General features: G+C 67.5%; 21 protein-coding genes. 10 read left to right on the forward strand and 11 right to left on the reverse strand.

Annotated elements, in window-relative coordinates; genetic code table 11:
- Positions 1–99: 99 nt before the first annotated feature.
- The gene (locus C454_RS18285; RefSeq protein WP_004977902.1) at positions 100–1,140 is read right to left on the reverse strand and encodes a hypothetical protein; all 1,041 of its coding nucleotides are present in this window, start codon (positions 1,138–1,140) and stop codon (positions 100–102) included.
- A 141-nt stretch (positions 1,141–1,281) separates the two neighbouring features.
- On the opposite strand from C454_RS18285, the gene C454_RS18290 reads away from it, so the two are divergent.
- From C454_RS18290 to C454_RS18305, 4 genes are read left to right on the forward strand one after another with little or no spacing between them, the layout of a single operon-like run.
- Positions 1,282–2,109 (forward strand): DUF4129 domain-containing protein, encoded by an 828-nt coding sequence (locus C454_RS18290; RefSeq protein WP_004977903.1) that lies wholly within the window; start codon positions 1,282–1,284, stop codon positions 2,107–2,109.
- Positions 2,106–2,687: a DUF7269 family protein gene (locus C454_RS18295; protein WP_152421562.1), complete on the forward strand. Its 582-nt coding sequence runs from the start codon at positions 2,106–2,108 to the stop codon at positions 2,685–2,687. The genes C454_RS18290 and C454_RS18295 overlap by 4 nt, the downstream gene beginning before the upstream one ends.
- Positions 2,684–3,946, forward strand: coding sequence for a DUF58 domain-containing protein (locus tag C454_RS18300; RefSeq protein WP_004977908.1), 1,263 nt, complete (start codon positions 2,684–2,686; stop codon positions 3,944–3,946). The genes C454_RS18295 and C454_RS18300 overlap by 4 nt, the downstream gene beginning before the upstream one ends.
- The gene (locus C454_RS18305; RefSeq protein WP_004977909.1) at positions 3,943–4,626 is read left to right on the forward strand and encodes a DUF7519 family protein; all 684 of its coding nucleotides are present in this window, start codon (positions 3,943–3,945) and stop codon (positions 4,624–4,626) included. The genes C454_RS18300 and C454_RS18305 overlap by 4 nt, the downstream gene beginning before the upstream one ends.
- Here C454_RS18305 and C454_RS18310 read toward each other — a convergent pair.
- A complete protein-coding gene (locus C454_RS18310) occupies positions 4,604–5,572 on the reverse strand; it encodes an AAA family ATPase (protein WP_004977911.1) in 969 nt (322 codons plus the stop codon). The genes C454_RS18305 and C454_RS18310 overlap by 23 nt on opposite strands.
- Positions 5,573–5,687: 115 nt before the next feature.
- Between C454_RS18310 and C454_RS18315 the strand changes: the two genes are divergently transcribed.
- Entirely contained in the window at positions 5,688–6,602 is a 915-nt protein-coding gene (locus C454_RS18315) for a glycosyltransferase family 2 protein (protein WP_004977912.1), read from the forward strand.
- A gap of 55 nt (positions 6,603–6,657) precedes the next feature.
- Here C454_RS18315 and C454_RS18320 read toward each other — a convergent pair whose 3' ends face one another.
- The 4 genes from C454_RS18320 to C454_RS18335 all read right to left on the reverse strand — a co-directional run bounded on the left by C454_RS18320 (position 6,658) and on the right by C454_RS18335 (position 11,309).
- On the reverse strand, positions 6,658–7,995 hold the full coding sequence (locus C454_RS18320) for a helix-turn-helix transcriptional regulator (RefSeq protein ID WP_004977915.1): 1,338 nt from the start codon (positions 7,993–7,995) through the stop codon (positions 6,658–6,660).
- 324 nt (positions 7,996–8,319) lie between these two features.
- Positions 8,320–8,922: a DUF7344 domain-containing protein gene (locus C454_RS18325; protein WP_049905289.1), complete on the reverse strand. Its 603-nt coding sequence runs from the start codon at positions 8,920–8,922 to the stop codon at positions 8,320–8,322.
- 262 nt (positions 8,923–9,184) lie between these two features.
- On the reverse strand, positions 9,185–10,174 hold the full coding sequence (locus tag C454_RS18330; RefSeq protein ID WP_004977919.1) for a Gfo/Idh/MocA family protein: 990 nt from the start codon (positions 10,172–10,174) through the stop codon (positions 9,185–9,187).
- Positions 10,167–11,309 carry a DegT/DnrJ/EryC1/StrS family aminotransferase gene (locus C454_RS18335; protein ID WP_004977921.1) on the reverse strand — a complete coding sequence of 381 codons (1,143 nt, stop codon included), beginning with the start codon at positions 11,307–11,309 and terminating at the stop codon, positions 10,167–10,169. Before C454_RS18335 ends, C454_RS18330 begins: the two co-directional genes overlap by 8 nt.
- 249 nt (positions 11,310–11,558) lie before the next feature.
- On the opposite strand from C454_RS18335, the gene C454_RS18340 reads away from it, so the two are divergent.
- Positions 11,559–12,167 carry a hypothetical protein gene (locus tag C454_RS18340; RefSeq protein WP_049905290.1) on the forward strand — a complete coding sequence of 203 codons (609 nt, stop codon included), beginning with the start codon at positions 11,559–11,561 and terminating at the stop codon, positions 12,165–12,167.
- Positions 12,168–12,453: 286 nt separating this feature from the next.
- On the forward strand, positions 12,454–12,615 hold the full coding sequence (locus tag C454_RS20585; protein WP_156224453.1) for a hypothetical protein: 162 nt from the start codon (positions 12,454–12,456) through the stop codon (positions 12,613–12,615).
- Between the two features lie 125 nt (positions 12,616–12,740).
- On the opposite strand, the gene C454_RS21080 is transcribed toward C454_RS20585, so the two are convergent.
- The 5 genes from C454_RS21080 to C454_RS18365 form a co-directional block, all read right to left on the reverse strand.
- Entirely contained in the window at positions 12,741–13,220 is a 480-nt protein-coding gene (locus tag C454_RS21080; RefSeq protein WP_231608393.1) for a helix-turn-helix transcriptional regulator, read from the reverse strand.
- A gap of 384 nt (positions 13,221–13,604) precedes the next feature.
- Positions 13,605–14,174 (reverse strand): helix-turn-helix domain-containing protein, encoded by a 570-nt coding sequence (locus C454_RS18350; protein ID WP_004977928.1) that lies wholly within the window; start codon positions 14,172–14,174, stop codon positions 13,605–13,607.
- Between the two features lie 146 nt (positions 14,175–14,320).
- Entirely contained in the window at positions 14,321–15,154 is an 834-nt protein-coding gene (locus tag C454_RS18355) for a phosphatase PAP2 family protein (RefSeq protein WP_004977931.1), read from the reverse strand.
- Positions 15,151–17,016 carry an ABC transporter substrate-binding protein gene (locus C454_RS18360; RefSeq protein ID WP_004977932.1) on the reverse strand — a complete coding sequence of 622 codons (1,866 nt, stop codon included), beginning with the start codon at positions 17,014–17,016 and terminating at the stop codon, positions 15,151–15,153. The genes C454_RS18355 and C454_RS18360 overlap by 4 nt, the downstream gene beginning before the upstream one ends.
- 96 nt (positions 17,017–17,112) lie before the next feature.
- Positions 17,113–18,582, reverse strand: coding sequence for a hypothetical protein (locus C454_RS18365; protein ID WP_004977935.1), 1,470 nt, complete (start codon positions 18,580–18,582; stop codon positions 17,113–17,115).
- 139 nt (positions 18,583–18,721) lie between these two features.
- On the opposite strand from C454_RS18365, the gene C454_RS18370 reads away from it, so the two are divergent.
- The 3 genes from C454_RS18370 to C454_RS18380 are packed head-to-tail and all read left to right on the forward strand — an operon-like array spanning position 18,722 to position 23,151.
- Complete coding sequence (locus C454_RS18370) at positions 18,722–20,074, forward strand: arylsulfotransferase family protein (protein WP_004977936.1); 1,353 nt, start codon at positions 18,722–18,724, stop codon at positions 20,072–20,074.
- A 10-nt stretch (positions 20,075–20,084) separates the two neighbouring features.
- Positions 20,085–21,788 carry an ArnT family glycosyltransferase gene (locus tag C454_RS18375; protein ID WP_004977938.1) on the forward strand — a complete coding sequence of 568 codons (1,704 nt, stop codon included), beginning with the start codon at positions 20,085–20,087 and terminating at the stop codon, positions 21,786–21,788.
- Between the two features lie 28 nt (positions 21,789–21,816).
- The gene (locus C454_RS18380; protein ID WP_081605264.1) at positions 21,817–23,151 is read left to right on the forward strand and encodes a phosphohexomutase domain-containing protein; all 1,335 of its coding nucleotides are present in this window, start codon (positions 21,817–21,819) and stop codon (positions 23,149–23,151) included.
- Positions 23,152–23,163 lie beyond the last annotated feature (12 nt).

The following is a 23,163-nucleotide window of genomic DNA, read 5'->3' on the forward strand; positions in this document are numbered from 1 at the left end:
GCTTCCTCGCCGGCGCGACGCGCGGGGACCAACGTCGTATCGGCCGCGGACCACCTGCTGTTCGGTGATTCGTGTACATAGATAAACGAACGCGGGAGATTAGTCGGAAGACGCTATCTCGATAGAGACCGAGTCGCCGTTCTTGAGGTAGTAGTCGGTCGGGTCGACGGACTCGCCGTTGACGGTGACGTTCGCAGTCGCGTTGTCACCGTCACCGTCGTACGCGTAGGTCGTTCCGTTGTAGGTGACGCCCTCGTCGGTCATGTTGATGCCGTCGAGCGTCGACATGCCGTAGGCGAGCGTGACGTGCGCCGAGTGCGCGTGCCACGGGTTCGCGTGACCGCCTTCGAAGTGGAAGTGGTCGTTGTGACCCGCCTGCTGGTACTTGTCGCGGCTGAAGTCGAGCCGTTCACCGTCGACGGTGAAGTCGATAGTTCCGTGGACGTGGAACTGTTCCGGCGGGATGTACTCGCCGGGAGTGGTGACGTTCGAGTCGTCGGTCACGACGAGCACCCACACCTTGTCGTCCGATTCGAGCGTGTACTCCTCGGGGTCGACCTCGTGGCTGTCGACGCGGTAGATGAGTTTCGTCCCGTTTTCGGACTCCTCGAAGGTCTCGCCGTCGTAGGACAGCGTCGACTCGGTGGCGTCGACGTCGGCCGCGTCGAGCGCCGCCGCGAGCGTCGTGCTCTCGTTGGTGTGCCACGAGTCGACGTCGCTCATGTGGACCGGCGCGTCCTCGTCGAGGTCCTCCGTGAGACTCACGCGCTCGCCGGCGACCACGACGGCCATCTGCCCGGCGTACGCCGCGTCGACCGACGACTCGTCACTGGTGTTCGCAGCCGAGTCGTGGCTGTGTGAGTCGTGGTCGGTGTCGGACTCGGAGTCGGAATCCGACGACTCGTTCGTCGCGTCCGCGGCCGTCGTCTCCGCGGCCGTCGCGTCGTCCGAAGACGCCGTGTCGTTCGCGGTTCCCTCGACGTCTGAATCCGTCATCTCCGTCGTTTCGGCGGTTTCGTTCGCCGCGGTCGTGTCTCCCGCGTCGCCGCCCGCGAATGACGAACAACCCGCTGTCGTCATCAAGAGCGCGACGAGGAGGGCGATACTCGCACGTTTCAGTGTCTTGGATGGGATATCCATCTCGAACTCGAACGAGACATCACGGCCACCCACCGTTATTATCGACCACGTAGTGGCGGCTTACCGGGCGGATAATTAGTATGAGCGGGGGCGGGTCTACACCCATCGTGATACGCCTCGACACCCGCGGAGGTCGGTCGGATGGACAGTGACGCGCTCGTCACGCTCGGACTGGCTCTCGTGTGTCTGTTCGCCGTCGGGTCGGCGGCCGGGTCCCTCGAATCGGCGGTCGACTCCTCGCCGAGCGAGGCGATCGACCTCGATTACTCCTCGCTCCCGCTCGACAAGGGCGACGCCAACGACATCAAGCGCGAATACCAGACGCTGACGGACAACCCGAGCCAGCAGGAACACGGCGGCGAGCAGTCGTCGCAGTCGGGACAGTCTAGCGCGAGCGGCCCTGACGACGGTGACGACGACTCCACGTCCGACAGTTCGACAGACAGTTCGGACGCCCAGCGCGACCAATCTTCGGGGTCGAACGAGACGCCGGGCGAGCGGGACGGGCTAGAGGCGCTCATCGATGCCCTGCTCGCGCTTCTCTCGCGTCTCGTCGAACTGGTCGTCGGAGTCGTCGCGGTGGTCGCCCTCGCGCTCGTCGCTCGGTATCGAGACCGCATCGCGGCGCGACTGTCGCCGATAGTCGCTCGCTTCCGCGGGGGCGAGTCTCCGGCGGAAGAGCGCGCCGGAGGCGGGTTCGATGCGCCGCCCGAACCGCAGAACGAGGTCACCGAAGCGTGGTACGAGATGGTCGAGCGCCTCCGGCTCGACGACCGTCAGTTGCTCACGCCGCGAGAGCGGGCGGCAATCGCCCGCGAGAACGGGGCCGACGCGAACTCGGTGTGGTCGCTCACGGAGCTGTTCGAAGAGGTCAGGTACGGCGGCGCGCCGGTGACCGAAGACCGACGCCGCCGCGCGAGGGAGTGTCTCGAACGGCTCGGCCCGTCCGGGGGGCGAGACCAGTCGTGAACCGCCGAAAGATGCTGTTCGGACTCCTCGGACTCGGCTGCCTCGCCGTCGGGACGGTCGCACGCGGGACGGTCCTCCCGATGGCATCGCTCGTCTCCGAGGCGGGCGGCGACTACGTCCTCGTGGCCGCGCTCTCGGGAGTCGCGCTGCTCGCGTCGCTGCCGGTCATCGCCTCCGGCCGGGAGAGCGAACTGCGGCAGGCCGACACGCCGGACCCGGAAGTTCCCGCTCGGGTCCCGCCCGCGGGGCGCGAGTTCGACGAGACGGTTCGGGGATGGGACTATCGGACGCCCGTTCTCGGCGACAGCGCCCGGCAGCGAGTGAAAACGCGGCTCCGAACGGCGGCCGTCGAGGCGGTGATGCGCGAGCGGAACTGCGGTCGAAGCCGCGCGCGTCAGCTCGTTCGACGCGGCGAGTGGACCGACGACGCCGAGGCGGCGTCGTTCCTCGGGGGTCCGAAACGGTCGACGCTCGCCACCGCGGTCGCCGCGCTTCGGCGACGACAGACGCCCGCCGAGTTCCGCGCCCGGCGGACCGCCGAGGCCGTCTACGCGGTCGATGGAGGGACGGACCGGTGACGACGCCACAACAGACGAACCGCTGGCGCGGCGTCGTCGCCGTCGCGCTCGTCGTCGCGGCCGCCGGGCTACTGGCGAAGCGACAGGAACTCCTCTTGCTCTCGACGGTCGGCGTCGTCTTCGCGGCGTACCACCGGACCGTCCCGATGCCGACGCCGAATCTCACCCTCGACCGCCGGGTCGACACCGCCGCACCGGCGAGCGGCGACGAGGTCGAAATCGAAGTCGCGGTGACGAACGAGGGCGACGAGACGCTGTACGACTGCCGGGTCGTCGACGGCGTTCCCCCGGCGCTCTCCGTCACGGACGGCCCGGCGAGGTGCGGGATGGTGCTTCGCCCCGGCGAGACGCGGACGTTCTCGTACGCCGTCGAAGCCGAGCGCGGGCGGCACGCGTTCGACGACGCGACCGCCATCGTCCGCGACCCCAGCGGCGACAGGGAGGTCGAACTCGACGTGCGCGCCGCGGACGAGACGGAACTCGACTGCACGACCGAGATTACGAAGCCGCCGCGTCGGTCACAGACGCTCGACACCGTCGGCAGCGTCGCCGCGAACGGGACGGGCTCGGGCATCGAGTTCCAACAGACGCGGTCGTACCGCCGCGGCGACCCGGTCAGCCAAATCGACTGGAAGCGGTACGCCGCTTCGGGTGAGTTGACGACCGTCGACTTCAGGGAAGAGCAAGCGGCGTCAATCCTCGTCCTCGTCGACGCGCGGGCGGTCGCCTACAGTGGCCCGCCCGGGGAGACGCACGCCGTCGACGCCGGGGCGTCCGCCGCGGCTCAGTTGACGACTGCCCTGCTGAACGGCCGGAACCACGTCGGCCTCGCCGCGCTCTCGGCCGAAGACTGCTTCCGAGCGCCGGGCGCGGGGCGGGAACACCGACTCCGGTTGCGGAAACTGCTTTCGAGGCACTCGGCGTTCGCCGCGAGTCCGACGGACACGGACGACCCAGTCGACGAACAGGTCGAATCGTACCTCGGTCGGCTCGGCGAACAGACGCAGATTCTCTTCGTCTCGCCGCTCTGCGACGACACCGCCGTCGAAGTTGCGCGCCGGTTCGACGGGCACGGCCACGCGGTCACGGTCGTCTCCCCGGACGCGACGGCGAACGAGACGCCCGGCGAGCGCTTGGCGGCCGCAGAGCGCCGGAATCGGTTGCGGGCGCTCCGGCAGGTCGGTATCCCCGTCATCGATTGGTCGCTCGACGACCCGCTCGCGCTCGCAATCGACGCACAGCGGGGGGTTCGGCTGTGAACGGGGAGATAACCAGACGGCCGGCGCGGCTCAGCGCGGCGCTGTCGTTGTTCGCCGCCGCGCTGTCCGTCTCGCTCGTGAACACCGGCGCGTCGACCGGGACGTTCGTCGCCGTGGTCGGCCTCGTCGTCGCGATGGAGGGCGCACACCGGTTCCGAACGGGGCAGCGACTGCTCGGGACTGCCGGACTGCTCGTCGGCGTCCTCGTCGCGACGGGCGGTGCGGGCCTCGCCGTATCGAGCGCCACCGGCCAGTCACAGCTCATCGAGGCCGGACTCGGACTCTTCGGCGTGTTCTGCCTCGGACTCGGCGTGCTTCCCCTTCGCGGAGCCGGGTCGCGCGGACTGAGTAAACTCGGCTGCGCGTCGGTCCTCTTGGCTGTCGTCGCCGGCGGGCTGTTCCAGACGGCCGACGCCGTGGCCCTGCTCGTCGCGTGCGCGGCGCTCGTCGTCTCGTGGGACGCCGCGGAGAACTCGGTGACGGTGGGCGAGCAACTCGGCCGGGAGGCGAAGACGTGGACCGTCGAGGCGGCCCATTTCGGCGGGACGGCGCTCGTCGGGGGCGTCGCGGTCGGTGCCGGGCTCGTGGTTCGCGACCTCGGGACGCCCGGTCTGCCGCTTCACGCGGTCGCGTTCGTGCTCGTCGCCTTGGTCTTTCTCACGCTCGCTCTCCACGACTGACCGTCGGGACGGAGACTTCGGCGAGCACGTCGTCGACGAGTTGGCTCCGCTCGACGTTGTCGACCGTCGCCTCGGCGGTCGGAACGATTCGGTGGGCGACCGTCGCGTGGACGACGGCTTTCACGTCGTCCGGAATGACGAAGCTCCGGCCGTGGACCGCGGCCGTCGCGCGGACGACCTCGAACAGCCGCTGACAGCCGCGCGGCGAGACGCCGACCGCGACGCGGGGGTTCTCCCGGGTCGCGCGAACGATGTCGACGATGTACTGTTTTATCTCGCCGTCGACGCGGACCGTCTCCGGGACGCGCTGCATCTCGCGGACGCGGTCCGTCGAGAGGACCGAAGAGACCGTCGGCGTGGGCTCATCGCGCGCGTCGCGGCGGTCGAGCAGTTCCAGTTCGCCCTCCTCGTCCGGGTAGCCGAGGCTGTCTTTGACGAGAAATCGGTCTTTCTGCGCTTCGGGCAGGGGGAACGTTCCCTCCCCCTGTTCGACCGGGTTCTGCGTGGCGATGACGAAAAACGGGTCCGGGAGCGGGTGCGTCTCGCCGTCGACGGTCACCTGCCCCTCGGCCATCGCTTCGAGGAGCGCGGCCTGCGTCTTCGGCGAGGCGCGGTTGATCTCGTCGGCGAGGACGACGTTCGCGAACAGCGGGCCCTCGCTGAACTCGAACGACCGGTCTCGCTCGTCGAACACGTACGTCCCGGTCACGTCGGCGGGGAGGAGGTCCGGCGTGAACTGGATTCGGCTAAACGAGAGGCCGAGCGCCGTGGCGAAGCTCTGTGCGGTCAGCGTCTTTCCCGTGCCGGGAACGTCTTCGAGGAGGACGTGTCCCTGCGAGAGCGCTCCGGTGAGGATGCGCCGAAGGACGGCTCGGTCCACGACGACTGACCGAGCTATCTCGTCGAGAACGCGCGTGCTGTGGTCGTGGAGTTCGCGGACGTCCATACTCCGGAGTCAGCCCAGCCGGCCATTATTATGCGATAGGTAAGCGCGCCACCGACCCGCGCGTTACCTGCTCGATAATAATGCGCCCCCGACGGAGAGTAAGAGGCGATACCCGATGCCGACAGTGAGCGTCATCATCCCCACGTACAACCGCGCGGACGACATCCCGCGCGCCATCGACAGCGCGCTCGACCAGACGCTGTCGGACGTTGAGGTCATCGTCGTCGACGACGCCTCCACGGACGACACAGCGTCGGTCGTCACCGCCTACGACGACCCGAGAGTGAACTACCTCGTCCACGAGACGAATCAGGGTGGAAGCGCCGCCCGGAACACCGGAATCGAGGTCGCGACCGGCGACTACATCGCGCTCCTCGATTCCGACGACGAGTGGGCAGAGACGAAGCTCGAACGGCAGGTCGAGACGCTCGAACGACGGTCCGACGAGTGGGTCGCCGCGTACTGCGGGACGATGATTCTCGACGACGCGGACGCCAACCCGCTCGTGGAGCGCGTCAAGTCCGTCCTCGGAACACACGACTCCCGAGAAGGGGCGGAAGGCGGCGAGGAACTCATCAAGGAGATTCTCATGGAGAACCTCCACACCAGCGCGGGCTCGACGCTCGTCGTCGAGTCCGAGGTGGTCGAGCGAATCGGCGGGTTCGACGAGTCGTTCGACCGCTACCAGGACACGGAGTTCCTCATCCGCGTCCTGAAGGAGGGAAAACTCGCCTACGTCGACGAACCCCTGTTGCGGCGGTACCCCTCCGGCGGACCGAGCGCGGACGCCGTCCGGCGGGCCAACGCGCACTTCCTCAAGACGTTCGCCGAGGAGGTCGTCGAGTTAGAGACCCGCGGCTACGACGTCACCGGCACCCACCAGTACGCGCTCGCCGCGCAGTACCTCCGCGAGGGACGGTTCGACGCGGGACTGGCGTACCTGCGCGCGGGCTCGACACCCGGGCCGGCGCAGCTCCCCGGTCTCGTCTACAGCGTCGTCAGAGGCGTTCAGAACAGAGTGAGCGCGTAACGCGGGGTGGAAGCCGGGGAAAACCGAGTCGAAACGACGAGACGACCGCGAGGGGTCACTCGTCGAACGGCGACCCCGCACCCTCGGGCATCGACCCCTCTTCGGCGACGATGTTCTGTCGGCCGACAGAGATCTTCTCCACCGTTCCGAACTCGTCCATGCTCGAAAGCAGTCGGCTGACCTTCGATTTCGACCAGCCCGTCTGCTCGACGATTTTACTCTGGTAGACCCAGCCGCCGTTGTCGCGGAGCAGTTGAATGACTTTGTCCTCGTCGGTCAAGACGGGCTGTGACGACTGCTGGAGTTCGTCTCGGTCGAACTCCGGCGGCGTCGATGGCGAGTCCGATTCGTCGTCTCCGTCGTCCGTTTCGGCCCCGGCCGGCTCGAACAGTTGCGGCGCGGACACCGGTGCTTCGAGCTGGTACTTCGACGAGGCGAGGAACCAGCGGCCGCCGACGGCGACGACTCCGAGCAGCGTCCCGCCGGTGAACACGAGCATCGGAGTCGTGCTGCCGTCGGTGGGCTCCGTTCCGAGCTTCCGCTCTAGCCCGTCGTTCAGCCCGTCGCCGTCCGTGTCGGGGTCGACGGGGTCGGTCCCGTGTTCGTACTCGTACCCGTCGTCCAGTCCGTCGCCGTCCGTGTCGGCGGTGCTGTCGTTCGGCGGCGTCCCGAGTCGCATCTCGACGCCGTCGGGGATGCCATCACCGTCCGTGTCGGGGTCCGTCGGGTCCAGCGAGTTCGACAGTTCGGCCGCGTCGTTCAGTCCGTCGCCGTCCGTGTCCGGGTCCGTCGGGGACGTCCCGTAATTTTTCACCTCGGCCCCGTCTTGGAGGCTGTCCTTATCCGTGTCCATAAGGAACATCGAGGTGTTGTTGGACAGTTCGTTCGCGTTGCTGAGTTTGTCGCCGTCGACGTCGCCATCTTTCTGGAGTATCGTGATATTGACCGTGTCGCTGGCAATCTGCTCTGACTGCCCCGGGAAACTGTTCCAGAGGACGACGGAGACGTTGCTCGAGCCCTCGAACTCCGAGAGGGATTCGTACGAGAACTCGACGGTCTGCGTGCCGGACGAGATGCCCTTATCGGTGCAGTCGACCCGGTAGCCGCTCTCGTTTCTCACACACACCTCGTAGATGTTCGACTCGTTCGGGGCGTCGAACTCGACCGATAGCGTGTTGCTTTCGGACGCCCAGAGGAACGTCGACTCCCGCGACCGGTCGACCGGAACCGTGTTCGTGAACGCCCCTTCGATGGACGTTTCGTTGGTCGTCTCTTCGTCCATTGCCATCACCGGTGCGGTCGTCTCTTCGTCCATCGCCATCACCGGTGCGGGAAGGACCGCGCCCGTGAGAACGAGCGCGACCAGAACGAACACCACGCGGGCATACGACATGGTTATCGGAGAGTCACCTCGATTCGGGCGCGTCGGCTCGGGGGCGACGTGACGTTCGCTCGGCTCGCGGGAGACCATTGGGAGACTCCACCGAGTGCTCGCGAACGAAGAGGGCGCACGTCTGAAATCATTGGGGCCAATTTTGCGCTGTATCGATGATTCTAGTTCAACAATATGAATCTCACGGCCTGTTATGACAGCTGGGCAGTAGCTACCTATCTGGATAGTTCGAGTCGAGAGACGGATAAATCACCCTCGATATAGCGGGTACTTAGGTCGGAACCAGACGAACGGCGTACGTTGCGCGATAGAACTCGAAGAGCGTTATTCCTCGTCGCCCGTCTCAAAATTGTCGAGAACCTGCCAGAACGTGAGCGCCGTGTAGACGCTCATGACCGCGAGCGCGACGAGGAGGTGAGGGATGGAGCCGAACCCGAAGAGTCCGAGTCCGGATGCGCCGATAAAGAGCGTACTCAGCCCCGAGACGGAGAGATAGTACGCCCCCCACGGTCGCTCGGACTCGACGTCCGTCTCGTCGTCGTCATCGTCGGGGAGTTCGAGGTGCGCCGCGAGCTCGTTTGCGAGGGGCGTCTTCTCGACGATACCCCTGCTCTGATTGTAGTCGATGACGCCCTCTTCGTCGAGTTTCGGGAGGTGCGCTTGGTAGAGGGCGATATAGACGCGCTGGCGCTGGTCGGACATCAACGCCTGAACGGTCGTATCGTGCTCCCACGCGGCGACCTGCTCCGCGATGTCCCGCATCTGAACCGGTCCTTCGCGGTCGCGCAGGTATTCGAGAACCTTCCGACGGCGCTCGTTCTGGAGCAGGTGGTATATCTCGTCTTTCCCAAGTTCCGTGTTCTGCTCGGCCGCATTCGTATGCTGGTCGATGAGCGCGCTTTCGGTACCGTTCACTTGAGTGGTCATGCTCGCTCCAACCGTTACTGTGGCCCCAAATAAAGCGTCAACACCGTCCCGGATTTTCCGAACTGTTGTGAAAACCCGACCGGAATCAAGGCATATTGCAGCAGTTTAGTGACTGTTTCAGACCGTTTCACCGGCGTATAATCGCAAGACATCGGCTTTGTTGCCTATTTGACAACAGTCGAGAAGCGCCCGATAGCAATTCAGCGAAAACCCGATTGTTGATCCAGCAAAGGCACGTGATAAGCCCGATAAAGCTCGTGTTTCAGTCGACCGTGGAGGTCAGTCGGGCCCCGCCGTCGAGGGTTTCTCGTGCAGCCTCGTCGAGGTCCTTCGTCAGCTTCAACACCCGAAGCCCCTGCTCGCCGTCCACGACGGGCTCCGTACCGGTCGAGGCGGCGTTCGCGAACGACCGCAGTTCGCTCTGTAGGGGCTCGACCTGTTCGACCGCGAGCGTCTCCACGAAGTTCTCGTGGCGGTGGCGGACGAGCGACTCGTCGTCGATGTACGAGGGGACCGACGAGCGGTGAATCTCGATGTTCTGTTCGATGTAGTCGATCTTCACGCGGCAGTCGGCCGCCGAGATGGTGAGGCCGCGGACTTTCTCTTGGGTGACGCGGCTCGTCGTGAGCGACGCCGTCACTCCGGAGTCGAACGCGAGGTTCGCGTTCGCGTGGCTGCAGTCCGGCGTTCCCACGGCGTCGTACGAGTCGACCGCGCCGTCGACGATGTCGAGGACGATGTCGAGGTCGTGAATCATCAGGTCCATCACGACCGTGTCGTCGATGGCGCGGTCGACGGGCGGCCCGAGTCGCTCGGTCGAGACCGCGTGGATGTCGAGGTCGTCGACGAGGTCGCGGAGGGCGCGAACCGCCGGGTTGAACCGCTCGATGTGACCGACCTGCAACACGAGGTCCCGCTCGTCGGCGATGTCGACGAGTTCCTGTCCGTTCTCGGGGTCTTCGACGAACGGTTTCTCGACGAGGACGTGAACGTCCGATTCGAGGGCGCGCTTCGCGTTCTCGTAGTGGAACTGCGTCGGCACGACGACGGAGACGATGTCCGCCGCGTCGAGGAGGTCGTCCATCGACCGCGCGGTCGTCCCGTAGTCGTTCGCGACGGACTCGGCCCGGTCGCCGTCGACGTCGAAGACGCCGACGAGCGCCGTGTCGCCCAGTTCGTCGTACACCCGGGCGTGGTTCTGTCCCATGCTCCCGACGCCGATGACGCCGGCCGCGACGGTGTCGTCAGTCATCGGACGCCTCCGCGGTGGACGCGCGAGTGCCGGCCGGAGGGACGATGGTGACCTCGTCTCGGAGGACGGTCCCGACTCGCTCGACCTCCGCTTCGGTGAGGCTTGGGTGTACCGGGATGGAGAGAGCCTGCTCTGCGACCCGTTCGGCGACGGGCGCACGGGCGTCGAGGAAGTCGTAGGCGGGCTGGTCGTGGATGCACCGCGGATAGTAAATCCCGCACCCGATGCCGCGTTCGTCCAGCTGTTCGACGACCGAGTCGCGGTTGCCGACCCGAATCGTGTACTGGTGGTACGAGTGGTCGAACCCGTCGGGGACCGTCGGCGTCGCCGCGTCCGTGTCGGCCAACAGCTCGTCGAGTCGCGCCGCGTTCGAGCGACGGTTCTCGATGAAGCCGGGCAGGCGTTCGAGTTGGGCGCGACCCATCGCGGCCGCGACGCTCGTCATCCGGAAGTTGTGACCGAGCGAGACGTGACGGTACCCGTCGGTCTCCCGGCCGTGGTTGACGAAGCTCGCGGCGTTCTGTGCGACGGTCTCGTCGTCGGTGACGACCATCCCGCCTTCGCCGGTGGTCATGTTCTTCGTCGGATAAAACGAGAAGCTCGCGGCGTCGCCGAGCGACCCGACCGGCGTGTCGAAGTACTCGGCACCGTGGGCCTGCGCCGCGTCTTCGACGAGAGCCACGTCGTAGTCGTCGGCGATGTCGCGGAGTTCGCCCATCGGCGCGGGGAGGCCGTAGAGGTGGACGACGACCATCGCCTGCACGTCCGAGTCGAGCGATTCGAGGGTCGCTTCGACCCGCTCGGGGTCGAGGTTGAACGTCTCGGGGTCGATGTCCGCGAACACCGGCTCGGCACCGGCGAACCGAATCGCGTTCGCCGTCGCGACGAACGAGAAGGGCGTCGTCAAGACGCGGTCGCCGGGGCCGACGCCGACCGCTTCGAGCGCCGTGTGCAGCGCGGTGGTCCCGTTCGACGTGGCGACGCCGTGGTCGGCGTCGCAGTAGTCCGCGAACTCGGACTCGAACGTCCGTACCTCGGGGCCGTCCGCGATCATGCCCGACTCGACGACGGACTCGATGCGGTCGAGTTCTTCGTCACCGAGAACCGGGGAGGCGATACTGATGTCTCCAGTCATCGGCGTCGTCCTCCGCGCGTCGGAGCAGCCGCGCCGTGAAGCGCCGAACAGTCGCGTCGATAGTCGCTTGGGTGTGTGCGTCTCATAGCATGTCCTGCGGTCCTGCGACCGCTGTCGAGTGCCAGACACCAGGAACCCATTATTATGGTTTAGATAAGCCCACAGCGCCACTGAAGCGTCGATTCCAGCGATTCAGTGGGGCGGGACACCGTAGTTTTATTTTTATAGATTACATAGTCGAGCACGTCAATGGCACCATCGTGGGCACCGGGCGGCCCCGACGACACCGGAGAGCAACCTGGACCATCACTCGACGACAGACCCGGTCTCGGCGGTGTCACCGAATCTCGACGACGGGACACCATCGTTTCGCTCGTGAACGAGCGTTCCGAGACGCCGTACACCGTCGGCGAGCTGACCGTCGCGCTCTCGGAGTGGTTCCAAGACGAGACGGACGGGATGGTCCCGACGGACGAGGAGATACACAGCGTGCTCTTCGACTTCGACCTGCCGCGACTCGACGCCGACGGTCGTCTCGTCTTCCACCGCGAGACCGGGCGCGTCTTTTCGCCGACCCACGACGGTGCCCACGCGACTCGCGCGTCGAGCGAGCTGAACGCGGGTTCGACCGTCGATAACGCGGGAGACACGAACCGCGGTTCGGTCGCGCCCGAGCCGACTGACGACCGAGTGACGGTCTCGCGAAAGCGGTTAGTGAACGTCGCCGTCATCCTGGTTGGCGTCGCCGGCGTCGCCGTCACCGCATCGAGCGTGAGTCCACTGGACACGTCTTTCGCCCTCGTCCCCGCCGCGCTCGTCGTCCTCTTTTTCGGCTATCGCGCGCTCACCGAGGAGTGACGCCAGCGAATCCCTGAGCAGTCGAACGGTTCGTCTCGCGGCACTATTTCGCTCGGCTTACCGAGGCTGTAACGCCGGCCGACGCCGAGCCGACCGCAGAGAGTTCGGTGAAGTGACAACAGGATATTATGAATGCGCCGTCTGTTCCGTTTCAGTTACAGCCTGAATAAGGATATGCCGATGCGCACAATCCACGACCATGCCTCGTGGACACGTAACAAGCGGGACAGAGACGCCGAGCGGGACAGAGACGCCAATCGCTGCCCCTGAGGAGGTTCGGTAGGCGATGCTCACGGGAGAATTCGCCGCGGTGAGCGCACTGTTCGTCGGCCTCGCGGTCGTCACGTCGGGGTTGGGCCACGTGAACCGCGTCGGACCGTCGTACGTCCGAGCGCGCCAGCTCGTGTTCCTGTTCATGCTGTTCGGGACGGTCACGCTCGCGCTGTGAATCGCGACAGTGGGACTTCGCCCGGTCCGCAATCGAGTCTCACGTCGGCGTCCTCGTCGCGTCTGTGCGCGGGGGCGCGCCCTCACGGCACGCTCCACGGCGAGTCGACCGAGCGGTCGAATCGGCTACTCGTCGTCCTGCGGGAGGACGACGCACTTCCCCGACCCGAGTTGGAAGCGCTCGATTCGCCCCTGCGTCTCCATCCGACACAGCGTTCGGCTGATCGTGGAGTCGGACCACCGCGTCCGCTCGACCAACTGCGACTGCGGCAGTCGGCCGCCCTCGACGATGAGCAGTTGAAGGATTCGGCGCTCGGAGTTGAGCAGTTCGGGGTCGACGCCGAGAAGCCCGTGATTCGCGTCGGGGGCGGACGACACGTATCTCTCTGAATACGGGGACGCGTCCACCGAATCAGTGGTCGGTTGCCCACCGTTTCTGCGGCCGGAGCGGTTCGAGAGGGACACAACGAGGCGGATGAACGCGTGCCAGTAGGCCGCGAAACGCGAGGCGATGGCTCGTCGATACCCGAGCGCACCACCTCCCGCTCCGGTGGTGCCCGCCGCGGTCCCGGCCAAGTGGGTGTCGTCGTTACTGCGGTCCGCCATAGCTCACTATCTGTTCCTCATCTTTTTGTACGTGTTACCAACGTGGTTAGGGATGCGTTCTGTGTCATAGATTGCGGTAACGGTACTCGGCTGGTTCGGTCGCCGGATAGCCGGCGGCTCGTCGATGTCGATGTCGATATCGAGGGCGGGAACGAGTGCCCGTCGCGCCGAGCGTTCGACGGCGGTGGAAGCGCCGGGACGTGGGACGCAACCGATGGGACGCGCAGGTCCCGGAGCCGACAGAACAGAGCGCGCAGTCGGTCGTGGGACCGACTGCTCGGCGAGGGGTCACAGCGTACGACTCTGTCGTTCACACCGAGTACTCATTCCAACAGTTGTTACCTCGACTAGACCCCTCGTCTTATCGGTTGCAAGTGCAAGCAACTAATAGGGGAGACTCGGAGGTGGCCGCTCGACGAGCGCCCTCCGAATCAGCCGCTCGTGACCGCGTCGGAGTCGCTGCGAGGTCGCCTGGTGGGTGACACCGAACGCGTTCGAGAGCTCCCTGATACCCGAATCGCGGGGAACGCTGTAGTACCCCTGTCGGAACGCGGTGACGAGGGTGCGGTACTGCCGGTCGGTCAGCCCGAACCGCGTCGGGTCCTCGAGGTTCTCGGGCGACCGAAGCCGTTCGACGTCGAACTCCGTTCCGGTGCGTCGCCATCCGTCGCCGAGCGACCCGATCGAGTCGCGGTCGTGGGCGAAGACGCGGACCACCCACTCACCGTCTCGGCCGTGGGCGTCGAGAACGCTGAGGCCGCCGTCGACGAACAGTTGCATGAACTCGTCGGCGAGCGGTCTGAGGCTCAGGCGGTAGACGCCGCCGTGGGACGACGGGGCGAACGGTGCGACCGACCCGACGCTCGGGTCGTCACGAAGCGACGACGCAATCTGCGCTGGGTCGTCACTCCGGACCCACAGCAGCGGCGAGAGCGTGGGCCCATCGAGTTGCACGGAGCGAACCAGACGCGCCTCGGTGATGGAACTGCGTGAGAGGACATCATCGAGAACGAACGCGGACGCCGGGATTCGAAGTGTAATGATGGCGCTCACGACCGACCACAGGAACCGCCCGGACCTTATTATCCGGGCGGTAAGGGTTACGCGTCGGCGGACCGGCGGCCGACGAGCCAATCGCCGAACGCGACGCTGCCGACTCCGAGGACGACGCCGGCGACGACGTCGGTCCCCCAGTGAATCCCGAGGTACATCGTCGAGAAGGCGACCGCGGCGGCGAGCACCGACGCGACGACGGCCCACGCGGGGTACGTCTCCCGCGTCCGAATCGCAATCGCCGCCGCCGAGACCGAAAGCGACGTGTGAAGCGACGGGAACACGTTCGTGTTCACGTTCACCTCGCCGGTGAGTATCTGCGTCTGCGGGTAGGTGCTGTACAGAAGCGACTCGACCTGTCCCGGCAGGAGGTTACGGGGACCGTAGGAGATAAACAGGACGTAGCAGGTCAGGCCGATGGCGTAGTTCGCCGCGTACGTGACCGCGGTGAGTTTCAGCGGTCGCTCGTCGGCCGCCGCGAAGTACGCGACGAACGGGAACGTGAGCAGGAAGACGTACCCCGAGAGGTACACGGTCGAGAGGACGGCGGTGAGCGCCGGCGTCGCGAGCGACTGAACGTGCTGGACGAAGTTCCCCTCGATAGCGTAGATGACGCCGGTGGCGTTCCAGCCCAGCGCCCACGACACTTCCGGGCCGACGCCGCGGGCGACCTTGTTCACGAGGAGAACGACCGCCAGCAGACCGAGGTACGGCGCGGCCTCGCGCAAGCGGTCGCTCCCCGACCCGCACGCCGCCGCGAGACGCGACGGGCCGACGATAGCGAGCGTTGCGAGCGCCAACGCGACAGCCGCGCCGCCGAGCACGCGGGCGAGAACCGCGACGAGCGGTGAGAAGCCTATCGAGGACTGAGCGGAAATCATTCTTGAATGAGGAGGTCGCCGTCGCCCGAGTAGGCGTATCCCGCGTCTTCGAACACCGACCGCGCTCGCTCCGCGTCGAGCGTGCCGGTCCCCGAGTCGCCGACGAACTCGAGTTCGGACACGGCCTCGTCCCACGCATCACCCGCTGGGACGTACGTCGTCGCGACCAGCGGTGACGACGCCGGTTCGGTCTCGCCGTCGAACACCGAATCCACGAGGAACTCGCGGTCGACGAGCCGGGCGACCGCCCGTCGGAACCGGGGGTTCATGAACGGCGGCCGTCGGTGGTTGTAGCCGACGTGATAGCACCACTCGGGCCGGCTGGTGCGAACGGAGATTCCGGGTTCGTCCGCCGCGGCCGCCCTCGAATCGGCCGACAGCGAGTTCGCCGTCGCGTCGACGGCGTCGGTCGCGAGCAGTTCGACGGCGGCGCCGTCGGAGGGAACGACGTCGAACCGCAGCGAGTCGAACGAGAAGCCGCCGTCGAACCGGGACAGTCGGCCGTCGAGCGCGTCGTCGGCGAGGAAGTGGTCCTCGAACGGTTCCATCGAAACCGACTCTCTGGCCGTCGTTCCCGTCACGCGGAGCGGTCCGCTTCCGACCGGGTCGAGGTTGTTCCGGACGAGCGCCTCGGTGACGTGGCCGCCGTCGAGCCACGAGGCGCTCGTCGGGCGGGCGAACGGCTCCCAGACGTGTTCGGGGAGCACCGGAATCGTCAGCGCGCGCGCCGCGACCGGTTCGCTCACGTCGCCGAACCGAATCGTCACCTCGCGGTCGGACGCGGCGTCGACCGACTCGACGAGCGAGGCGCGGCCGCGGTATCGCGGCGACGGGACCGGCTGGTCGAGCGAGCCGAGTGCCGTGTCGGAGATGAACCGGAAGGTGAACGCCACGTCCGCCGCCGTTATCGGCTCGCCGTCGTGCCACGCGAGGTCGTCGCGGAGCCGGACCGAAAGCGTCGTATCGTCCCCGTCGGCCCACTCCCACGACGCGGCCATCCACGGCCGCATCCGGTCGTAGACCGGACGACCCAACGAGTCGTAGACGAGGTCGAGGAGCGTCCCGTCCGACCGAAACGGCGTCGAAAGCGGGTTGAGGTTCTCCGTCGGACGCGAGTCGCCTATCGTCATTCGGAGTTCGTTTTCGGGGGTCGGTTCGTCGGTCGTCGTCGCGGGCGTCGAGGTCGGGGCGGGCGTCGAGGTCGTCGCTGACGTCGACTGCTCGGTCGGGGCGGGCGTCGCCGACGGCGTGACCGTCGACTCGGTCCGCGAGGCGGTCGCCGTGGTGGTGACAGCCCTCGCACCGAGGTATCCCGTGAGGCTGTGGATTCCAACGCCGTCGGGCCAGTCGACCCGCACCGGCCGCGTCGCCTGAGCCGGGGCGGGGGCCGCGACGGGCGTGAACGGTTGGGCCTCCACGACGCGCCGTTGAATCTCCGCGAGCGTCGCGGCGCGGACGGAACCGGTCTCGGTCCGCTGTCGCTCCAGAAGCGAGTCCAACGACAGGTCGCCGTATCCGAACGGGTTTTGCCAGCCGCGGCCCGGACCGTAGCGAGAGTGGAGCAGGGGACGGAGGAAGTCCGGGTCGCGCCGGAGCAGCAGCCGGGAGACGTAGATATCGAAGTCGTGGTTCGAGAGCACGTCGCGGAGGAGTTCCTCCCGGCTCATCGGGACCACGGTCGCCGCGACGCCGACCGTCTGGAGGCGGGTGGCGAGGTAGCGGGCGAGCCTCGTCGCCGTCGCGTCGGTGTCCGCGGGAACGGTCTTGATAGAGAGCGAAAGCGGCGTCCGCTCGTCGCGCGAGACCGTCGATTCGAGCTGCCGGACGCACCCGCTGGTCAGGCCCGCGCCTGCGAGCGCCAAAACCGACCGTCTAGAGAGCCGTGTTGATGACATGTACGGGAGGGCAGGTAACTGTCTTCGAGCGCGGTGTCGTTATTATCCGGGGGCTAAGAGCGCCTAGATACCCAAGAAAAGCGGCCACGCGAACAGGAGCAGCCACAGGCAGACGGCCGCCGAAAGCGCCGCTCGGCGGGGTTCCGACGACTCGAAGTGACGGCGGCCGGCGACGGCGAGAACCCCGAGGGCAACGAGCACGGCGAACCGGTGGAGGACGACTTCGACCGGGACGACGGCGACTCCTATCATCGCGAAGTCGGCGACGAGACCCGTCCCGTAGCCGACGAACGCGGTGCCGAACCACAGTTCCGACGAGTACCCCCGCGGCAGGCGAGCGGCGAGGACGGCCGGCGCGAGCGCGAACACCGGAAAGAGCAGTCCGGCGACGACCTTCGGGTGGTTCGGAACGACGCGTTCGAGCCCGAGTGCGGCCGAGCGGACCAAAACCGGGAGCGCGACGAGTGCGACCGCGAGCGCGACGACGCGCTGGAATCGGTCGTCGGCGAGCCGCGACCAGCGGAGGCGCTCGACGAGCGCGCCGAGTTCGTCTCGGCGAGTGGCGAGCGCGGCGAGTCCACCGACGGCGACGAAGCCGACGGCGAGCATGGACAGGACGGTTCCGACGCCCGCCGGCCCCGTCTGCGGCGTATCGAGTACCGAGGGGGTGTCGTCGCGTTCGGAGCCGGCGCGCTCTGCGGCCTCGTCTCTGCCTGTCGCCGACCCGACGCTCGCGGGGCGACGCGCGTCGTCTCTCGGGAGCGTCGAGAGTTGCGGCGGCCCGAGTTCGACGACCGACACCCAGCCGTCGGCGTCGATGATGCCGCCGTTGGCGAACCGCTCGCGACGAACGTCGACGACGGTCGGGCGGCGCATCAGGTCGCGTTCGACGGCGTGTTGCGGGCCGGCGAGGCTCGTCACCGTGTGGCGAAGCCGGAACCAGTCCCAGTAGTCTCGGTGGGCCTGAATCGCCGTCCACGAGTCGTCCGGCGTCCCGCCGCCGTACAGTCGGAGGTGAGTTCGGCTCCCGAAGTACGTCCCGTCGTGGAGCTGCATCGACTCCGCAATCCACAGCCCGCCCGAGTCCGCGGTGTCGACGAAGGTAAACCGGTCCGCGCCCGTGGCCGACCCCCACGGGGAGGCCGGCTCGTCGGTGGGGGCCTGTTCGGTGGACGCCTGTTGCCACGACTCGTTCGTCTCGTCCCACGTCGCGTCGCGCGAGTACAGGAGCAGCGAGCGGACCCGCGCGGGGTTCCCCTCGACGACGACGTTCACCGGGAGCGTCAGCGCGTCAAACGACCGGTCTCGGCTGGTGAACGGCCAGAGCCGGTCCCCCCGGTCGCCGACCGGGACCAGCCGAACGTCGTCGGCAGATTTCGGACCGTTCGGTGCCGACTCGGCCGTCGCGGCCGTCGAAGCGCCCCCGTTCGCGCCGAAATCGACGACGCTCGCGGTCGGCACCGCTGTCGTCGCCAACAGGAGGACGACACCGAGGACGACGAGGCTCTCGGCCGCCCCGAGACGAGACGCCATTGTGTCGTCTACCCGCCCTCGGGACCCTAATTATTCCGTGCGTAAGGTCCGAGTGGACGGATTCCGCGTCGGTGGCCACGAGCCCACCCGCGGTTTAGCACCCGGATAGTAAGACCGTCAACCCACGGACGACTACGCAATGGTCGAGCGGACGCATCTGCGAGTCGCCGCGGCAGTCGCCCTCCTCGTCTGCGCGGGTATCGTCGGGGCCGCGTACCTGAGCCGACCGACCTCGGCGGTGACGGACGCGACCGGCGAGAGCGCACGGGTCGCGCCCGCGAACGGGACGACGGTCATCGCGACCGACTCGAACACGTGGCTCGGACGAGAGAGCGACGGCCCGCGAGCGAACGCCGAACTCGTCGCGTTCGGTGCCGACGGAGAGCGGCAATACTACGACGATACCCACACCCGCTACTGGGACGTCGACCCCGTCGAGGGGACGAACGCGACGGTCGAGTACCTCTACGCGGACCACCTGACACCCGAAGAGTGCGGCGGCGAGAGCGCGTGCACGCGAAACGGCATCGAGCGCGTGAACCTCACCACCGGGAGCGTCGAGGGGATTTACAGTCGCGTGACCGCCGGGAAGCACTCGACGCGGTGGCACGACGGCGACAGACTGAGCGATTCGACGTACGTCGTCGCCGACATCGCCGCTGACCGCGTGTTCGTCGTGAACACGACGACGGACATCGTCGAGTGGTCGTGGGACGCGCAGGCGGCGTTCGACCCCGCGACGACCGGCGGGCCGTACCCGTCCGATTGGACCCACCTCAACGACGTCGAGGTGCTCGAAAGCGGGCTCATTCAGGTCAGCCTCCGCAACCACGACAGAGTGGTGTACCTCGACCGCGAGACCGGCCTCGTCGAGAACCGGACGCTCGGAAACGGGTCTCACGGCGTCCTCTACGAGCAACACAACCCCGATTACATCGAGAACCCGGACGGCGACGACGCCGTCCTCGTCGCCGATTCGGAGAACAACCGCCTCGTCGAATACCGCGACACCGGTGGCGAGTGGGTTCGCTCGTGGGTCTGGCAGGACAAGCGACTCCAGTGGGCGCGAGACGCCGACAGACTCCCGAACGGCCACACGCTCGTGACGGACTCGAACGGCAACCGCGTGTTCGAACTGGACGAGACCGGCGAGGTCGTCTGGAGCGTCCCCGTCGCGTTCCCCTACGAGGCCGAGCGCCTCGGGACCGGCGACGAGAGCGCTGGCGGTCCGCCGGCACACGAACTCGGCCTCCGGAATCGGACGGCCGGCGGCTCGACGGTCGGAGACGGCGGCCCGTCTCAGTCGTCGGTACTCCCCGGACCGGTCGTGAACGCCGTCTACTACGTCCTCCCGCGGTGGATGGGCGTCACAGAGCTGCTGGTGTCCTGTCTCGGGCTCGCCGTCGGAGCCCTGTGGGCCATCGCCGAACTGCGGTGGCTCCCGTACCGCGTCTCGCTCACGAACCCCGTCTCGCTTCGAAAGCGGAGGTGAGAGCTACTCCATGAACTCAACGACCGACGACACGGCGAACGGCCTCGACCCCGCGGCACCGGGCCGCGCGAACGCGTTCACCGACGGCGTTCCCGGCCTCGGCCGCGAGAGCCACGCGTGGTTCGCCCTCGCCCTCGTCGCCGGACTCGTCGTCTCGGTGACGTACGTGGCGACCCACGACTACCCGGCCTACGGGTCCGGGCTGTACCTCGAAATCGCCGAGCAGATTCGGACCGGCGGCTACGCGCTCCCGACTTCGATTCCGTACTACGACGGCGGGATTCCGTTCGCGTACCCGCCCCTTCAGTTCTACGCGGTCGCGCTCCTGACCGACCTCGGCGTCTCGGGAACGACGCTCAGCCTCGTCCTCCCGGCCGTGGTGACGGTACTCTACCTCGTTCCGTACTACGGAATCGCGCTCGAACTCCTCCCCACGCGGCGGCAGGCGGGGGTCGCGACGGCGATTCTCGCGGTCGCTCCACCGGTCCTGCAGTGGCACCTCTCGGCCGGCGGCATCGTCCGCGCGTCCGCGTTCTTTCTGTCTCTCTGCGGGGTTTACGTCGGGGCGAGGCTGTTCCGCCGCGGCACCCGGCGGCCGCTGTGGGTCGGCTCCGGCGTCATCTGCTTCGGACTGACCGTCCTCTCGCACCCGACGTACACCGTGTTTTTCGGAGTCAGTTGGCTCGTCCTCTACGCGATGCTCGACCGAACGCTGCCCGGGCTCCTCAGCGGTGCCGCGGTGGCTCTCGGGGGACTCGTCCTCGCCGCGCCGTGGTGGGCCAACGTCGTCACCACTCACGGCGTCGGGGCCTTCGTGGGTGCGGCGGGCAGTCACAGCGGTATCGCCGGCGGCGTCGGTCGGCTCCTCGACCAGTTCGTCTACCCGCTGGACCCGACCGTCGTCACGGTGTTCTTCCTCGCGAGCTTCGCCGCCGCGGGCGTGCTCGTCTCTCGGAGGACGTTCACGCTGCCGCTTTGGCTCTTCGTCTGCGCGTACGTCATCGGGAAGGAGCGCTTCCAGTTCGTCGCCGGCGCGATGATGATTTCGACGGTGCTTTTCGGCGTCGTCGTGCCGCGGCTGACCGACGGCGTTCGCGGGTCGCTCGACAACCGGCAGTTGATGGCCTCGTCGCTGGTCGTGGTCCTCGTCGTCGGGACGAGCCTCGGCGGGTTCTACGCCGCGAGCGGCCTCGGCGCGGCACACCACGGCAGTCCGAGTCTCCCCTCGTTCATGGACGACGACGACCGAGAGGCCATGGAGTGGGCGAGAAACGACACCGACGCGAACGCGTCGTTCGTCGTGCTCTCGGACGCGGCCGAGTGGTTCCCGCACCACGCGAAGCGGACGATGCTCGTGGGCCCGTGGGGGGTCGAATGGAAGAGCCCCGACAGGTACTACGACCAGATTTCGGCGTTCAAAACGGCGAGCACCTGCGAGAACGCGACCTGCGTGACCGCGTCGATGGAGTCCGTCGACGCCTCGCCCGACTACCTGTACGTCCCCCGCGGGACGTACACCGTCCGGGGGCTCGAAGAAGACGGGACCGAGCGACTTCGCACCTCGCTCGCGGACAGTTCCCGGTATCGACGAGTCTACGGAAACGACGGGGTCGTGGTGTACGAGGTCGTGTCGGGCGATACCGACGCCTCGACGACCGAACCCGCCGTTTTGTCGGACGCTAAGCGACGCCGACCGGGATTATCCGGCCGATAGTAAACACCCCTCGGGCGGACAGTGGGGTATGTTCGCACCATCACGAATCCGCGGTTCGTACGGGACGCAGGTGACCGCGAAACTCGCCCTCAAAGCCGGTCGCGCCCTCGCCGGAACGGGCGACGAAATCGTCGTGGGCCACGACCCGAGCGACAGCGCTCGCCTCCTCGCTGACGCGGTCGCGACCGGGGTCTGCGAGTGCGGCGGCACCGTCCACCGACTCGGGCCGGTGGCGAGCCCGACCGTCTCTCACGGGGTGCGGCGACTCGGCGGCGACGCCGGCGTGGCGGTGACGACCGTCAGCGACCCCGCCGAGGACACCGGGCTGAAACTGTTCGACGACGACGGCTCGCGCCTCTCGTGGGAGCGACAGAGCAGGGTCGTCCGCCGGGTCAACGGCTCGTCGGCCGAGGTCGCCCCGTGGGACGAAATCGGCGAGGAACGTCGCTGGGACGACGCCGCGGCACATCACCTCGACCACCTCTGCGAGGGGCGAACTTCGGTCTCCGACACGCGCGTCGTGGTCGACGTCGGCGAGCGGGACGACGACATCATGGCCGACGCGCTCGACCGACTCGGCTGCGACGTCGAGCGCCTCGACGGAACCGCGGACGACTCGTTTCCGCGCCGTCGGGTCGCCTCGGGCGACGACGCGTGCGGGACGCTCCGCCGAGCGGTCGCGGCCTCGGACGCCGATATCGGTCTGGCTCACGACGCCGACGCGGACCGCCTCGTGGCCGTCGACGAGACCGGCGAGGTCGTCGGCGGAGACGCGCTCCTCGCGCTGTTCGCGCGAGAGACGGTCCGCGATGCGGACGGGGACGCCCGCGTCGCCGTGCCGCTGGAGGCGAGCCGTCGCATCGGAGAGGTCGTCTCCGACGCGGGGGGAAGCATCGTCCGGGTCGAGATGGACGGGATTCCGGGGTCCGGACCGGCGGCGGACGCGGACGTCGTCTTCGGCGGCGAGCCGAGCGGCGTCTACCAGTGGCCGGCCGAGTCGCCCTGTCCGGACGCGACGCTCTCGGCGATTCGCCTCGCGCGGCTCGTCGACGAGGGGGCGGCGCTCTCCGAACAGGCGGGCGACGTGGCGGCGTACCCGCTGTTTTTCGACTCGTTCGCGGTCGACAACTGCGCCCGCGAGATGACGCGGCTCGCGACGGAGTGTCAGGCGCGCTTCGACGACGTTCGGACCGACGACGGCATCTTCGTCGACCGCGGCGACGCGTGGTTCGTCGTCAGGGCGAGCCGAACCGAGCGCGTCCTTCGCGTGACCGTCGAAGGGACGTCCCGGAACAGCGCGAAGCGGCTGTTCGACGCGGTTCGGGAGCTCGTGTCCGACGAGAAAGCGACGCTCACAGCCTGACCGAACCCGCAC

The sequence above is a fragment of the Haloferax gibbonsii ATCC 33959 genome, assembly GCF_000336775.1.
Lineage (GTDB): Archaea > Halobacteriota > Halobacteria > Halobacteriales > Haloferacaceae > Haloferax > Haloferax gibbonsii.